The 14,338-nt window shown below is 67.0% G+C and carries 16 protein-coding genes; 12 read left to right on the top strand and 4 right to left on the bottom strand.

Translation table 11 applies throughout. The features are described from left to right. Positions 1-14 precede the first annotated feature (14 nt). The gene (locus ACSBOB_RS21720) at positions 15-431 is read right to left on the bottom strand and encodes a VOC family protein (protein ID WP_442578155.1); all 417 of its coding nucleotides are present in this window, start codon (positions 429-431) and stop codon (positions 15-17) included. Positions 432-552: 121 nt separating this feature from the next. Between ACSBOB_RS21720 and ACSBOB_RS21715 the strand changes: the two genes are divergently transcribed. The 6 genes from ACSBOB_RS21715 (at position 553) to lpxK (ending at position 6,175) form a co-directional block, all read left to right on the top strand. Beyond that, entirely contained in the window at positions 553-1,896 is a 1,344-nt protein-coding gene (locus ACSBOB_RS21715; RefSeq protein WP_442578154.1) for a TldD/PmbA family protein, read from the top strand. Further along, positions 1,883-2,707 carry a 3'(2'),5'-bisphosphate nucleotidase CysQ gene (locus ACSBOB_RS21710; RefSeq protein WP_442578153.1) on the top strand — a complete coding sequence of 275 codons (825 nt, stop codon included), beginning with the start codon at positions 1,883-1,885 and terminating at the stop codon, positions 2,705-2,707. Before ACSBOB_RS21715 ends, ACSBOB_RS21710 begins: the two co-directional genes overlap by 14 nt. A gap of 86 nt (positions 2,708-2,793) precedes the next feature. Beyond that, on the top strand, positions 2,794-3,048 hold the full coding sequence (locus tag ACSBOB_RS21705; protein ID WP_442578152.1) for a DUF4170 domain-containing protein: 255 nt from the start codon (positions 2,794-2,796) through the stop codon (positions 3,046-3,048). Then, the gene (locus ACSBOB_RS21700) at positions 3,048-3,836 is read left to right on the top strand and encodes a lysophospholipid acyltransferase family protein (RefSeq protein ID WP_442578151.1); all 789 of its coding nucleotides are present in this window, start codon (positions 3,048-3,050) and stop codon (positions 3,834-3,836) included. Before ACSBOB_RS21705 ends, ACSBOB_RS21700 begins: the two co-directional genes overlap by 1 nt. Next, positions 3,833-5,149, top strand: coding sequence for a lipid IV(A) 3-deoxy-D-manno-octulosonic acid transferase (gene waaA / locus ACSBOB_RS21695; protein ID WP_442578150.1), 1,317 nt, complete (start codon positions 3,833-3,835; stop codon positions 5,147-5,149). Before ACSBOB_RS21700 ends, waaA begins: the two co-directional genes overlap by 4 nt. Then, positions 5,150-6,175, top strand: coding sequence for a tetraacyldisaccharide 4'-kinase (lpxK, locus tag ACSBOB_RS21690; protein ID WP_442578149.1), 1,026 nt, complete (start codon positions 5,150-5,152; stop codon positions 6,173-6,175). It abuts the gene before it with no gap. Here the strand turns inward: lpxK and ACSBOB_RS21685 are convergent. Beyond that, a complete protein-coding gene (locus ACSBOB_RS21685; RefSeq protein ID WP_442578148.1) occupies positions 6,168-6,407 on the bottom strand; it encodes a DUF2093 domain-containing protein in 240 nt (79 codons plus the stop codon). The genes lpxK and ACSBOB_RS21685 overlap by 8 nt on opposite strands. A gap of 91 nt (positions 6,408-6,498) precedes the next feature. Then, positions 6,499-8,328 carry a DNA mismatch repair endonuclease MutL gene (mutL, locus tag ACSBOB_RS21680; protein WP_442578147.1) on the bottom strand — a complete coding sequence of 610 codons (1,830 nt, stop codon included), beginning with the start codon at positions 8,326-8,328 and terminating at the stop codon, positions 6,499-6,501. A gap of 229 nt (positions 8,329-8,557) precedes the next feature. Here mutL and ACSBOB_RS21675 point away from each other — a divergent pair, with 229 nt between their 5' ends. After that, a complete protein-coding gene (locus tag ACSBOB_RS21675; RefSeq protein ID WP_442578146.1) occupies positions 8,558-8,872 on the top strand; it encodes a hypothetical protein in 315 nt (104 codons plus the stop codon). A 69-nt stretch (positions 8,873-8,941) separates the two neighbouring features. On the opposite strand, the gene ACSBOB_RS21670 is transcribed toward ACSBOB_RS21675, so the two are convergent. Further along, complete coding sequence (locus ACSBOB_RS21670) at positions 8,942-9,838, bottom strand: LysR family transcriptional regulator (RefSeq protein ID WP_442578145.1); 897 nt, start codon at positions 9,836-9,838, stop codon at positions 8,942-8,944. Between the two features lie 86 nt (positions 9,839-9,924). Between ACSBOB_RS21670 and ACSBOB_RS21665 the strand changes: the two genes are divergently transcribed. From ACSBOB_RS21665 to ACSBOB_RS21645, 5 genes are all read left to right on the top strand, one after another. After that, on the top strand, positions 9,925-10,902 hold the full coding sequence (locus tag ACSBOB_RS21665) for an NAD(P)H-binding protein (RefSeq protein ID WP_442578144.1): 978 nt from the start codon (positions 9,925-9,927) through the stop codon (positions 10,900-10,902). 89 nt (positions 10,903-10,991) lie between these two features. Further along, the gene (locus tag ACSBOB_RS21660; RefSeq protein WP_442578143.1) at positions 10,992-12,554 is read left to right on the top strand and encodes a trimethylamine methyltransferase family protein; all 1,563 of its coding nucleotides are present in this window, start codon (positions 10,992-10,994) and stop codon (positions 12,552-12,554) included. Between the two features lie 24 nt (positions 12,555-12,578). Beyond that, positions 12,579-13,043, top strand: a complete 465-nt coding sequence (locus tag ACSBOB_RS21655; RefSeq protein ID WP_442578142.1) for a DUF3828 domain-containing protein — start codon at positions 12,579-12,581, stop codon at positions 13,041-13,043. A 31-nt stretch (positions 13,044-13,074) separates the two neighbouring features. Next, positions 13,075-13,509 carry a DUF3828 domain-containing protein gene (locus ACSBOB_RS21650; RefSeq protein WP_442578141.1) on the top strand — a complete coding sequence of 145 codons (435 nt, stop codon included), beginning with the start codon at positions 13,075-13,077 and terminating at the stop codon, positions 13,507-13,509. A gap of 116 nt (positions 13,510-13,625) precedes the next feature. Continuing rightward, positions 13,626-14,303, top strand: coding sequence for a superoxide dismutase (locus ACSBOB_RS21645; RefSeq protein WP_442578140.1), 678 nt, complete (start codon positions 13,626-13,628; stop codon positions 14,301-14,303). Positions 14,304-14,338 lie beyond the last annotated feature (35 nt).

Raw genomic sequence — 14,338 nt, 5'->3', positions numbered from 1 at the left:
TCGTGACGGTTCGCTCAGTGCGCGAACACCTGCTCGAGCGAGGCAAAACCCTTGAATTCGAGCGCGTTGCCCGAGGGGTCGCGGATGAACAGCGTCGCCTGCTCGCCGGGTTCGCCGGCGAAGCGGATCATCGGCCGTTCCAGCCAGTCGATGCCGGGCTCGGCCTGCAGGCGTTCGGCGAGCTTCTTCCAGTCGTCCATCAGCAGCACCGCGCCGAAATGCGGGATGGGAACGAGCTTTCCGTCGACCTTGCCGTCGGCATCGGCGGCGGTGAGCGTCGGCCGCAGATGCGCCGACATCTGATGGCCGAACAGATCGAAATCCACCCACGTCTCGGAGGAGCGGCCGATCGCGCAGCCGAGGACTTCGCCATAGAAGGCGCGGGTCTCGTCGAGGTCGCGGACGGGAAAGGCGAGATGGAAAGGGGTCATGATGTCATTCTCGAATGCTTCGGGAACCGCCAAAGGGGCGGCGTGCTGCCGCAAGCCATTGCACAAGCCGGGCCGGAACAATAGATGGTGCAGCGTATAACAGAGAAAGCCTGATCGCCGCATGGACGCTACCCCTGAAGCCGCCAGCCTGGTCGACCGCGTCTCGGCCCTGGTCGATGCCGCCAAGGCGGCCGGCGCGGATGCGGCTGACGCAGTGGCGGTGCGCGGCCGCTCGACCAGCGTCTCGGTGCGCCTCGGCAAGGTCGAATCGACCGAGTCCTCGGAAGGCGACGACGTGTCGCTGCGCGTCTTCGTCGGCCAGCGCGTGGCCAGCGTGTCGGCGACAGCCGCTTCCGATCCAAAGGTGCTTGCCGAACGCGCGGTGGCGATGGCCAGGGTTTCGCCGGAAGACCCGTACCAGGGGCTGGCGGACCCTGCGCTGCTGGCGAAGACGGTGCGCGATCTCGACCTTTACGACCCCACGGTCATCTCCGCCGACAAGCTGAGGGAACACGCGCTGGCCGCCGAGGAAGCTGCGCTGGCTGTGCCGGGAGTTGCCAATTCCGCCGGCAGCGGCGCGAGCGCCGGACTGGGTGGCATGGTGCTGGCGACCTCGCACGGATTCCTCGGCCAGTATGTCGGCTCGCGCTTCTCGCGCTCGGCAAGCGTGATTGCCGGCGAGGGCACCGGCATGGAGCGCGACTACGACTATTCCTCGCGCTTGCATTTCGCCGATCTCGATTCGCCCGAAGCGATCGGCAGGAGCGCCGGCGAACGGGCGGTGCGCCGCCTCAATCCGCGCAAGGCGCAGACTGGCGAGGTGACGGTGATTTTCGATCCGCGCGTGGCGCGCGGCATTGCCGGCCATCTGGCCGGCGCGATCAACGGCGCCTCGGTGGCGCGCAAGACCAGCTTCCTGCGCGACATGATGGGCAAGCAGGTGGCGTCGGCGGCGATCACCGTCATTGACGAGCCGGCACGCCGACGCGGCCAGGCCTCGCGGCCCTTCGACGGCGAAGGCGTCGGCGGGCAGACGCTGACGATGGTCGACAAGGGTGTGCTGAACCACTGGTTCCTGTCGACTTCCGCCGCCCGCGAACTGGGGCTGACCACCAACGGGCGCGGCTCGCGCAGCGGCTCTTCCGTGTCGCCAAGCTCGACCAATTTGTCGATCGAGCCCGGCGACCAATCGCCGGAGGCGCTGATTGGCGGCCTGAAGTCGGGTTTCTACGTGACCGAGGTTTTCGGCCAGGGCGTCAACATGATTACCGGCGAATACAGCCGCGGGGCTTCCGGCTTCTGGATCGAGAATGGCGAACTGACCTATCCGGTCTCGGAGGTGACGATCGCCTCGAACCTCAAGGACATGTTCCTGCGCCTGGTTCCGGCCGACGATGTCGACCGCAACTACGGCACGGCCGCGCCGACGCTGCTCATCGAAGGCATGACCCTTGCCGGAAGCTGAAATCCGCGAAGCAGATACCGGCCTGCGGGCCGACCTGGACCTTTTGCGCGATGCCGCGGCCGAGGGCGGGCGAATCGCCATGCGTTACTTCCGCAAGGATCCGGAAGTCTGGATGAAGGCCGGCAGTTCGCCGGTCAGCGAGGCCGACTATGCGGTCGACCGCTATCTGCGCGAGACCTTGCTGGCGGCGCGGCCGGACTATGGCTGGCTGTCGGAGGAGACCGCCGATTCGGCGGCGCGGCTGGATGCGCGCAGAACCTTCGTGGTCGATCCGATCGACGGCACGCGCGCCTTCCTCGAAGGCCAGGATATCTGGTGCGTCAGCGTCGCCGTCGTGGACAATGGCGTGTCGGTTGCCGGCGTTCTCGACTGCCCGGCGCGTGGCCAGGTCTATTGGGCGCTGCAGGGGCAGGGGGCCTGGCGCAACGGTGTGAGGCTGCGCGTGCGCCGGCCCGGTGAACGGCCGGAGATCGGCGGACCGAAGACGCTGATCGACGCGATGCCGCAGCGCTGGCGCGACGTGCTTGAGCGGCGGAGCTACATACCCTCGCTCGCCTATCGCATCGCCATGATCGCCGACGGCAGCCTGGACGCCACCTTCGTTAAGCCCAACGCCCATGACTGGGATCTTGCCGCCGCCGACCTGATCCTGCGCGAGGCGGGCGGCACGCTGCTGAACGACAGGCGCGAGCAGCCGCCTTATGCGGGCAGGATCGTCAGCCACGGCGCGCTTGCCGCCGGTAGCGGCGCGTTGCTGGGCGTCATGGCGGACGTGATCGCGTCGCAGGCCGGTCCGGCTTCCGGTGCGTAGCCCGGCGGACATATTCGTATCAGTTTAAAATTCCGACGAATTCCTCTAGACAATGCGCACCCTCGCTCACGACTCAGGAACATCGCATGGCTGAAGAAGGCGGCAAGAAGCAGCTGTTGCACCTCGTCTTCGGGGGCGAGCTGAAATCGCTCAAATCCACCGATTTCCGCGATCTCGACAAGCTCGACATCGTCGGCATTTTTCCCGACTACGCCTCGGCCCTTGCCGCCTGGAAAAGCAAGGCGCAGGCCAGCGTCGACAATGCGCATATGCGTTACTACGTCGTCCACCTGCATCGCCTGCTCGATCCGCAAGACGGCGCCAAGGGTGGCCAAGACTGATGAGCGACGCACGGCTCGCGCCGCTGGCGGCTAACACGGTGAAGAAAAAGCGGCGCCGCGCCGGGGGCATGAAAGGCTTCTGGCAAAGGATTCGCAAGCCGCTGGCGCAGTCCGATCTCGCCAAGTCCATGCTTGCGACGCTTCTGGCCGGCGGGTTGCGTTTCGTCCGCGCGACCAACCGTTATGCGCAGGGATCGAGTGATGCCGCGCAATCCTATGAGAAGGTGACCCCAGCCATACTGGCGATCTGGCATGGGCAGCATCTCCTGGCGCCGGTGCTTTATCCCCGCGGCAAGCCGCTGGCGGCTATGGTGTCGCGCAGCGCCGACGCAGAGCTCAACGCGCTCGTGGTGGAGAAATTCGGGTTCGAGGCGGTGCGCGGTTCGGGCGGGCGTGGCGGCAAGAGCAAGGGCGACAAGGGTGGCGCCCAGGCGCTCATTGCCCTGAAAAAGACGCTGGATGCCGGTAGCAACGTCTGCATGATCGCCGATATTCCGCATGGGACGCCGCGCCAGGCCGGCATGGGCATCGTGACGCTGGCGCGGCTTTCCGGCCGCCCCGTCGTGCCGATCGCCATGACCACCAGCCGCCGCAAGGTGCTGGAGAAGACCTGGGACAAGACCACCATCAACCTGCCTTTCGGCCGCTGTGCGATGATCGTCGGCGAGCCGATCATGGTGCCCGCCGACGCCGACGACGCCGAGCTTGAGCGCAAGCGGCAGGAGATCACGGACGGGCTGAACGAAGCGACGGAACGGGTCTACCGCATCGTCGATCGCCGCGCATGAGCGAACGCTGGGCGCGAACCACGCTGCGGGCCTACCGCCTCGCCGGCGCGGCTGTCTATCCGCTGATCGGCACCTATGTCGCCTGGCGCACCAGCCGCGGCAAGGAGGATCGCGCCCGCCGGCGCGAGCGCTACGGCCATGCCAGCAAGCCGCGCCCGCCAGGCCCGATCATCTGGGTGCATGCCGCGAGTGTCGGCGAAACCAATGCCGTCGCTCCGCTGGTTCAGCGCATCCTGGGATACGGCGTCAACGTCGTGCTGACCACCGGCACGGTGACGTCGGCACAGGTCGCCGAAGAGGTGTTCGGCGCGACCGTCATCCACCAATATGTGCCGCTCGACCTGAAGCCGGCGGTGGACCGCTTCCTCGACTATTGGGAGCCGGACCTGGCGATCATCGCCGAGTCCGAGATCTGGCCGATGACCATCCTCGAACTCGGTGAACGGCGGGTTCCGCAGGTGCTGGTCAATGGAAGGCTCTCCGACCGGTCGTTCAAGTCGTGGAAGAAGCGGCCGTTCCTGGCCGAGGCGCTGTTCGAGAACCTGGCGCATGTCGTCGCCCAGTCCGATCTCGACGGCGAGCGCTTCCAGGCGCTGGGCGCCCGGCCCGTCACCGTGTCGGGCAACCTCAAGGTCGACGTGATACCGCCCACCGCCGACGAGGCGGTGCTGACGGCCCTGAAAACCCAGATCGGCAAGCGGCCGACCTGGGCAGCCGTCTCGACACATGAAGGCGAGGAGAAATTCGCCTGCGAGGTGCATCTGGCGCTGCGCGCCCGTCATCCGGGGCTGCTGACGATCGTCGTGCCGCGCCATCCCGATCGGGCGCAGGCCCTGCTGGCGGAGTTTTCGGCGCTGGGGCTGAAGACGGTGCGGCGCACCCGCGGCGACAAGATCGCACCCGACACCGACATATTGCTCGGCGACACGATCGGCGAGATGGGGCTCTATCTCAGGCTCACCGAGATCGCCTTCGTCGGCCGCTCGCTGACCTCGGAGGGCGGGCAGAACCCGATCGAGCCGGCGATGCTGGAAACGGCGGTATTGGCCGGCCGCAACGTCCAGAACTTTCGCGATGCCTATCAGCGGCTGATCGACAGCGGCGGGGCGCGGCTGGTGCGCGACAAGGACATGCTGGCCGGCGCGGTCAACTACCTGCTGACCAACGACGATGCACGCCGCGAGATGATCACGGCCGGCGCGACCACGGTGGACGACATGCGCGGCGCGCTCGACAAGACGCTGAAGGCGCTCGACCCGTTCATCCATCCGCTGGTGGTCAAGTCGCGGCTGGAAAAGCCGAACGGGGCCTGAATGCCCCTCGGCGCTCCCGCGTTCTGGTGGCGTCGTCCGGGCTGGCGCGCCATGGCGCTGTCGCCCGTGTCGGCGATCTATGGCGCCGCCGCCCGCAACCGGTTGCTCAACGCACCGCGCGAGCCGATCGACCTGCCGGTGCTCTGCGTCGGCAATTTCACGGTCGGCGGCTCGGGCAAGACGCCGGTGGCGATCGCGCTGGCGGCCAGGGCGAAGGAGATGGGGCTGAAGCCCGGCTTCCTGTCGCGCGGCCATGGCGGCAGTTCATCCGCGCCGCGTATCGTTGATTCGGCTGCCGACAGTGCCCGCGATGTCGGCGACGAGCCGCTGCTGCTTGCCGCGCACGCGCCGGTCGCCGTCTCGCCGGACCGGGCGGCGGCGGCGCGCCTGCTGGGTGAGCGCGGCTGCGACTTCATCGTCATGGACGACGGCTTCCAGAGCGCCCGCATCCGGATCGACTATGCGCTGCTCGTCGTCGATGCGCGCCACGGCATCGGCAATGGCAAGGTGCTTCCCGCCGGCCCGTTGCGGGCGGAAGTCGAGGACCAGTTGCGCCATGCCGACGGCGTCTTGCGCATGGGCGAGGGCGCCGGCGCCGGTCCCGTGCTGGACGTGGCATCCAGAGCGGGCAAGCCGGTTTTCAGCGCGATCTCGCGGCCGCGCGATCCGGCGCGGTTTGCCGGGCGCAGGGTGCTGGCCTTCGCCGGCATCGGCCACCCCGACAAATTCTTCGAGACGCTGCGTCAGGCCGGCGCGCAAGTGGTCTTGGAGTGGCCATTCGCCGACCATCATGTCTATGCCGAAGCCGAATTGCGGGAACTCGCCGCTGCGGCGCGGGCGCGGAATCTCGGACTGGTGACCACCGCCAAGGACGCCGCCCGCCTCGGGGCCACCGGATTTTCAGCGGACGTTTCCGGCATGATCGAGGTTTTGGAGATCGACGCCGTGTTCGAAGCGGAGGGAGCGGCGGAGCGGATTGTCAGGGATACGCTGGCTGCTTGGCGGAAGCGTCGCGCCTTTACCTGACTCCGCGCCGGCGCAGCGACGGATCGGCCTCGATTTCGCGCCGGAGCGACGTCGCGGCATCGATATAGGGCTCCTGCCGCGCGACGCTCCAGTATTTCAGTTCGTCCAGCGCGATGCGCTCGCCGGTGACGGCGCAGCGCACGAAAGACCCAGGGCTGGTGACCTGGAAATCTCCATCGAGGTAGCGGATCCCGGCTTCTCGCGCGCCCGGACCCTCGAAGCGGTTCATCATCTGTTGCTCTGACCGGAGGGCTTGACCCGCATCCGCCACAAAACGCACGGGAAATCAAGCGCGCGACGCCCCCGACTTTGGATTGGGCGGTTCACCGCCGCCCGAACAGCCTTTCGATGTCGGTGAGTTTGAGCTCGATATAGGTTGGGCGGCCGTGGTTGCAGGTGCCGGAGCCGGGTGTGGATTCCATCTGGCGCAGCAGGGCGTTCATCTCGTCCGGCAGCAGGCGGCGGCCGGAGCGAACGGAGCCGTGGCAGGCCATGGTGGCGGCGATGGCGTCGAGCCGCTGCTTCAGCGTGTCGACCGTGTCGTTGTCGGCCAACTCGTCGGCGAGGTCGCGCACCAACTGCTCGATGTTGGTTTCGCCGAGCATCGCCGGCGTCTCGCGCACCGCCACCGCGCCCGGGCCGAAGCGCTCGATGCCGAGCCCGAAGCGGCGCAGCGTGTCGGCATGCAGGCAAAGCCGCTCGGCGTCGTCCTCCGGCAGGTCGACGATCGTCGGCAGCAGCAGCAGTTGCGCCGGCATGGGCCGGCTGTTGAGCGCGTTCTTCAGCGCCTCGTAGACCAGCCGCTCATGCGCGGCGTGCTGGTCGACGATGACCAGCGAATCGCCGGTCTGGGCGACAATGTAGTTCTCATGCACCTGCGCCCGCGCCGCGCCGAGCCTCAGGCCGCTCGCGTCCTGAGCGATGTCTTCCGCGGTCGCGCGCATGTCGGCGCTGTCGAGTGGGCCGGTGTCGAAGGCCGCCTGGCTTTCTTCGCCGAAGCCGGCGTCCAGCGGCCGGTGGAAGGAGTGCGCGGCGTCGAAGGGGCCGCTCGCGGCGCTGCGGAAATTCGGGTTGTAGCTGCGATGTCCGCCGGCCGGGCCGGGATGACCGTAGCTGGTCGGCCCGGATCGGAAGGCGCCCATCATCGCCGACGCGCCGGTCGAGGCGGGCCGGATGCCGGCGCCGGCCAGCGCCTCGCGGATCGCGCCGACGATCAGCCCGCGCACCAGGCCGGGGTCGCGGAAACGCACGTCGGCCTTGGCCGGATGCACGTTGACGTCGACAAGCGCCGGGTCGAGCGTGACGAACAGGGCCGCCACCGCATGCCGGTCGCGCGCCAGCGTGTCGGCGAAGGCGCCGCGGATGGCGCTGGCGATCAACCGGTCGCGCACCGGGCGGCCGTTGACATAGACATATTGCTGCAGCGCGTTGGCGCGTGAGAAGGAGGGTATGGAGACGTGCCCGTCCAGCCGCACGCCCTCGCGCACCGCGTCGATGGCGATCGAATTGTCCGGGAATTCCGCGCCCATGACCTGGGCGATGCGTTTCAGCCGGTCGTCGGTGGCCGCGAAATCGAGAGTCGAGCGGTCGGAGCCCGAGAGCGTGAAGCGCACCGCGGGGAAGGCGATGGCGATGCGCCTGACGACATCGGAAATGGCGCTGGATTCGGCGCGTTCGCCCTTCATGAATTTGAGCCGCGCCGGCGTGGCGAAGAACAGGTCGCGCACCTCGACCGCGGTGCCGCGGTTTGCGCCGGCGGGCCGTACGGCCGAAACGCGCCCGCCCTCGATCGAAATCTCGGCGGCCTCGCCGGTTGCGGTGCGCGAGCGGATCGAAAGCCGCGACACCGCGCCGATCGACGGCAGCGCCTCTCCCCGGAACCCCAGCGTGCGGATGTCGTCTATGCCGTTGGCGAGTTTTGACGTGCAGTGACGCGACACCGCGAGCTCAAGCTCGTCCGCAGGAATGCCCGAGCCGTCGTCGCCGACCCGGATCAGCGACAGCCCACCGCCGGCTGTGGCGATCTCGACGCGGGTGGCACCGGCGTCGACGGCGTTCTCCACCAGTTCCTTGACGACGCTCGCCGGCCGCTCGATCACCTCGCCGGCGGCGATCTGGTTGATCATGGTTTCGGTGAGGTGGCGGATCGTCATCTTCGCATCATACCGGGATTCGGCGGGTCGCGAACAGGGCATGCGCACCGGCCTTGCCGGTTTTGCATGATTTGATCATGGGTGCGGCGTCGCCGGCGCGGCCAAAGTCCCTGCCGATGGCGACGCCGAATTTCGTTGGGGGATTGGCAACACATCCGCTTTTGCCGGGCGGACGGGGTATGCCTGGTCGGCATTTCGGCGCTACGGTGCGGTTCAACGGAGCGCTGCGATGCATGTGACCAGAGTTGGACTGTCCTCCTGCGTGCTTCTCGTCGTCGGCCTGTCCGCAGCGGACGCCGCCGACCGGCGCGCGGCGCTGTTCGAGGATCCGCTGTTTCGCAGTTGCATCAACTGGATGCTGGACGGCAGCGGCGGCGCTATGATCGAAAACCGTTGCATCGCCGATTTCGCCATTCCGCCGCCGTCGATCTTTTCCTGCGCGCGCAAGGTGATGACCGGCTTTCAGTCGGCGGCCGACCAGGAAGGCTGCGCGCTGATTTTCGAGGAGCAGGCGAAAAGGGTGCGTTCGGGATATGTGAAGTGATGTTGGGGGCGCGAACGGTTGAAGCAAACAGCGGACGGCATGGCATCTCGTCGTTGGGATGTCGCCTTCCTACCTCTCCGCGCAATAGGCCGTCAGACTGGTCACCAGATGGTCGAAGGTCGCGCGGATGCGTGGCACGCGGGCAAGGTCTTCGTGCATGACCAGCCAGGTGTCGAGCGCGTGGTCGAAGTCGGCTTCCAGCAGCCTGACAAGGACCGGCTGGCGGCGCGCCAGCGCCACCTGGCAGATGCCGATGCCGACGCCGGCGCGGATCGCCGCAAGCTGGCCGAGATGGCTGTCGGTGCGGAAGGACAGCAGCTTCGGCGCCGGCATGGAGAAGGCGGCGGTGATCGCACGCAACTCGTCGGCGGTGCGGTCCGGGCCGATGATCGTGAAGTTGCGGAGGTCAGCGCCGGATGCCGGGGTGCCATGCGCGGCGACATAGGCTAGCGTGGCGAACAGGCCGAGTTTCACCCTGCCGACATGTTTCATCACCAGCGCAGCCTGTGCCGGGCGCACCATGCGCACCGCGATGTCGGCTTCCTGCCGGAGCAGGTCCTGCGTGTGGTTGCTGAGGTGGATCTCGAAGCGCAGCCCGGGATGTCTTTCGCGCAGCGCCGCCAGCATGGCCGGCAGCACTTCCGCGCCGACGACCTCGCTGGCGGTGATGCGCACCGTGCCGGCGATATCGGCGGGACCCGCCGTGGAGGCACGCTGGAAAGCCGCGGCCGCCGCCGCCATCGCCTCGGCATGCGGCCCGAGTTCGCGCGCCGCGTCGGTCGGTGCGAGGCCGGACGGCGAGCGGGTGAACAGGGCGGTGCCGAGCGATCGCTCCAGTGCTTCCAGCCGCCGCCGCACCGTCGGCTGCGCCACGCCGAGCGCGCGAGACGCCGCCGACAGGCTGCCGCCGCGCAGGACGGCCAGGAAAGCGCGCTGGTTCTCCCAGTCGGAGAGATCGAGGCTCATCTGTTTTATACTAGCTGATAGGACAGGTTTGACAATTCCATTCGAACAGAACGAGGACCATCTTCGTCCCCAACAAGGAGACGACGATGACTGGCATGGAAAGAACCGTTCTGGTGCTCGGCGCCAATGGCGGCGTCGGCGGCGAGATCGTGGCGGCGCTGCTGCGGCGCGGCTGGACGGTGAGGGCGCTGGTGCGCGATCCGGTAGCCGCGGCGAAGCGCTGGCCGGCGGAAGGGGCGATGCCCAGCTGGATCAAGGGCGACGCGATGGAGGGCGCGAGCGTGATGGCGGCGGCTGAAGGCGTGTCGCTGATCGTGCATGCGGTGAACCCGCCGGGCTACCGCGACTGGGACAGGCTGGTGCTGCCGATGCTCGACAACACGATCGCAGCGGCGAAGGCGGTCGGCGCCCGCATCGTGCTGCCCGGCACGGTGTATAATTTCGGGCCGGAGGCATTCCGCAATCCGACGGAGGACGCACCGCAGAACCCGAAGACCCGCAAGGGTGCGATCCGCGTCGAGATGGAGAAACGGCTGCGCGAGGCTTCGACGGCCGGCGCGCCTTGCCTGATCGTCCGCTGCGGCGACTTCTTCGGGCCGCGCGCCGCCAACAACTGGTTCTCGCAAGGACTGGTCAAGCCCGGCCGACGAGTGGCGGCGATCAGCTATCCCGGCGCAAAGGGCGTCGGCCACCAATGGGCCTACCTGCCGGATGTCGGCGAGACGGTGGCGCGGCTGGCCGAGAGCCGGGCTGAACTGGCGCCGTTCGAGGTGTTCCACATGGAAGGCCACTGGGACCCGGACGGGACACGCATGATCGCCGCGATCCGCGCTGCCGCTGGCGACGCGGACATTCCTGTCCGGCGGTTTCCGTGGTGGCTGCTGACGCTGGCCTCACCCTTCGTCAGGCTGTTCCGCGAAATGTCCGAGATGCGCTATCTCTGGAAGGTGCCGTTGCACATGACCAATCGCAAGCTCGTGGCGGCGCTCGGGGAAGAGCCGCACACGGACTGGGAGGACGCCGTGCGGGCGACGCTGAAGGGCATCGGCAGCCTGCCGGCTTAGGGCCATGATGATTTGCGCCCACCGGAAGTCGGATTTTGACCGTTGCGGGACCGCGGCTACCTTGTAGACTCGCCTCCCCGGAGGATGTCATGAGCCAGGTCGCAGAAACCACCGCCGAAACTGCGAAGCGCCCGGCGCGCGGCGGGCGCAATGCGCGGCGCGAGCAGCGCTCGCATGGATCGGAGGGGCTGGGCCGGCCCTACATTGTCCGCAACATCCCGACCTACGACATATTGTCCGAGGAAAATCTCGTCCGCATTGAAGAGGCGGCCGATCGCATCCTGGCGGAGATCGGCATCGAGTTCCGCGACGATCCGGTCGCGCTCGACCATTGGAAGCGGGCAGGGGCGAACATTGACGGCGTGTTGGTGAAATTCGAGCCGGGCATGCTGCGGGAACTGCTGAAGACCGCGCCGTCGAGCTTTACGCAACATGCCCGCAACCCGGCCAATTCGGTAGAAATCGGCGGAAAAAGCGTCGTGTTCTCGCCCGCCTATGGCTCGCCCTTCGTCATGGATATCGACAAGGGCCGCCGCTACGGCACGATCGAGGATTTCCGCAATTTCGTGAAGCTGGCGCAGTCTTCGCCCTGGCTGCACCATTCCGGCGGCACGATCTGCGAGCCGGTCGACGTGCCGGTCAACAAGCGCCATCTCGACATGGTCTACAGCCACATCAAATATTCCGATCGCGGCTTCATGGGCTCGGTGACGGCGGAAAGCCGCGCGGAAGATTCGATCGACATGGCGCGCATCGTCTTCGGCGACGATTTTGCCGACCGCAACTGCGTGATCCTCGGCAATGTCAACGTCAATTCGCCGCTGGTCTGGGACGCGACGATGACGACGGCGCTGCGCGCCTATGCCCGCGCCAACCAGGCGGCGGTGATCGTGCCGTTCATCCTCGGCGGCGCCATGGGCCCGGTGACCAATGCCGGGGCGATTGCCCAGTCACTGGCCGAGACCATGGCCGGCTGCGCGCTGACGCAGCTCGAGCGGCCCGGCGCGCCGGTGATCTTCGGCAATTTTTTGTCGTCCATGTCGCTGCGTTCCGGATCACCAACTTTCGGCACGCCGGAGCCGGCGATCGGTTCGATGGTGATCGGGCAACTGGCGCGGCGGCTGAATTTGCCGCTGCGCTGCTCGGGCAACTTCACCACGTCGAAGCTGCCGGACGCGCATGCGATGAACGAGGCGACGATGTCGATGCTGGCGGCCGTGCATTGCGGCGCCAACTTCATCCTGCATTCGGCGGGTTTCCTCGACGGGCTGCTGTCCATGTCCTACGAGAAATTCATCATGGACGCCGATTTCTGCGGCGCGTTGCACACCTATCTCGACGGGGTGAAGATCGACGACAACCAGTTGGCGCTCGACGCCTTTCGCGAGGTCGGGCCGGGCAGCCATTTCTTCGGCTGCGCCCATACGATGCAGAACTACGAGACAGCGTTCTGGGATTCCGAGATCGCCGACAACGAGCCTTATGAGAAGTGGGAGGCGGCGGGTTCGGAGGACGCCGCCTTGCGCGCCAACCGGCGGTGGAAGAAGGCGCTTGCCGAATACCAGGCGCCGCCGCTCGACCCCGGCATCGACGAGGCGCTGCAGGATTTCATCGCCCGGAAAAAAGCCGCGGTTGCAGATGCTTGGTACTGATCGCCATCATTCGAGAGGACACTCATGATCAGGATTGCATTCGCGGCTTTCGCTTTCTCCCTTGCCGCCGCGCCCGCACTCGCCGGCCCCGCCGCGGACGCCGTGAGATTCTTCTACGAACCCGTCGGTTCGCCCAGCGAGCCGGAATTCCGGGACCGCTTCGTCGATCCGGCCCTGACAAAATTCCAGGAGAACGATACGCTTTCCTCCAATGGCGACGAGATCGGCTGCATCGATTTCGCGCTGCCGGTCGACGCCCAGGATCTCGACGACGCCGAGGTGGCGCGCACGCTGAAGCTGGACGAGAAGGTTTCCGGGGACGACGCCACGGTGACGGCGAGCTTCAACCTTTTCCCCGGCGAGCCCGAGAGCCGTCGCGAGATCGTCTGGACGCTGAAGAAGGTCGGCGATGCGTGGAAGATAGCCGACATCGCCGCGCCGAAGAGCGACTGGAAGGTCAGCGAGTTCGACTGCACGACGCCTCAATAGGATCGGGTGAGGGATGTTGGCGTCGCGGATCGTGAGCGGTTTTATGCTGGCCTCGTGCTGTGCCGCGCCTGTCGCTGCGCAGGCCGGCACGCCGACCGAGGCGGTCATGGCGTTCTACGATCATGTCGGGCTGGAACTCGACCCGGCGGAGCGGGACCGGTTCGTCGATCCGGCCAAGACCGTCTTCGACGGGAACGAACGGCTGAAGAAGACAGGCGAGGGCGATTGCCTCGACCCGCATATGCCGCTGGACAATGTCGAGACGGGTGGCGGTGAAATCCGCAAGACGTTGAAGTCGCTGGAAACCGTGAAGGGCGACGAGGCCAAGGTCACGGTCGCCTTCGTGGCGGCGGGTGCGCCGCATCGGCTGCAATGGCAGTTGAGGAAGGTAGGCGACGGCTGGAAGGTCGCCGACATCCTGTCGATCACCGGCGAATGGGCGCTGAGCCAGTATCATTGCGAATAACGTCACGCGGCGTCCGGCTCACGAAATCGCGAACGCCGCCGGACGCCCTGTCACGGGAACCGATCCGCCGTTAAGAGGTTGGACCGAAAACACTCGAAGCAGACAGGAGTTTTCCGATGATCGTATCGCGCCGCACCACCCTCGCTCTTGCCGCCGGCGTCGCCCTGGCCGCGACCGCGCGTCCGTCGATCCTGCGTGCCGCGGCGCCGTTCGTGCAGCCGCCGCTACCCTATGCGCAGGACGCGCTGGCGCCGCAGATCTCGGCGCGCACGGTCGGCCTGCATTACGGCAAGCATCACAAGGGCTATTTCGACAAGCTGAACCAGCTGGCGTCCGGTACGCCCTATGCCGACATGGAACTGGAAGCGGTGGTTGTCGCCGCGAAGAAGGACGGCCAGGACAAGATCTTCAACCAGGCGGCGCAGGCGTGGAACCACGTGTTCTACTGGGAACAGTTCAAGGGCGGCCCGGCAAAGCCCGCCGGCGCGTTCGCCGAGGCGGTGGAGCGAGACTTCGGCGGCGACAAGGGACTGTTCGAGGCGTTCGGCAAGGAGGCCGACAATGTGTTCGGAACCGGCTGGGTGTGGCTCGTGGCCGATGGCGGCAAGCTTGCGGTGAAACCCTACCAGGACGCCGGCAACCCGCTGCCGGACGGGCTGACGCCGCTGGTCGGCATCGATGTGTGGGAACACGCCTATTATCTCGACTACGAAAACCGCAAGGCCGAGCATATTGCCGCCGTGCTGTCGGAGCGGGTCAACTGGCAGGCGGCGGGCGAGCGGATGGCGAGCTGAAGCTGTGCATGGATGAAGCTCAGCCGCCTTCGCGC

The sequence above is a fragment of the Mesorhizobium sp. KACC 23794 genome, from assembly GCF_052180275.1.
Classification (GTDB): domain Bacteria; phylum Pseudomonadota; class Alphaproteobacteria; order Rhizobiales; family Rhizobiaceae; genus Kumtagia.
Note: the sequence above shows the minus strand (reverse complement) of the source record. Positions and strands in the feature narration are given on the sequence as shown.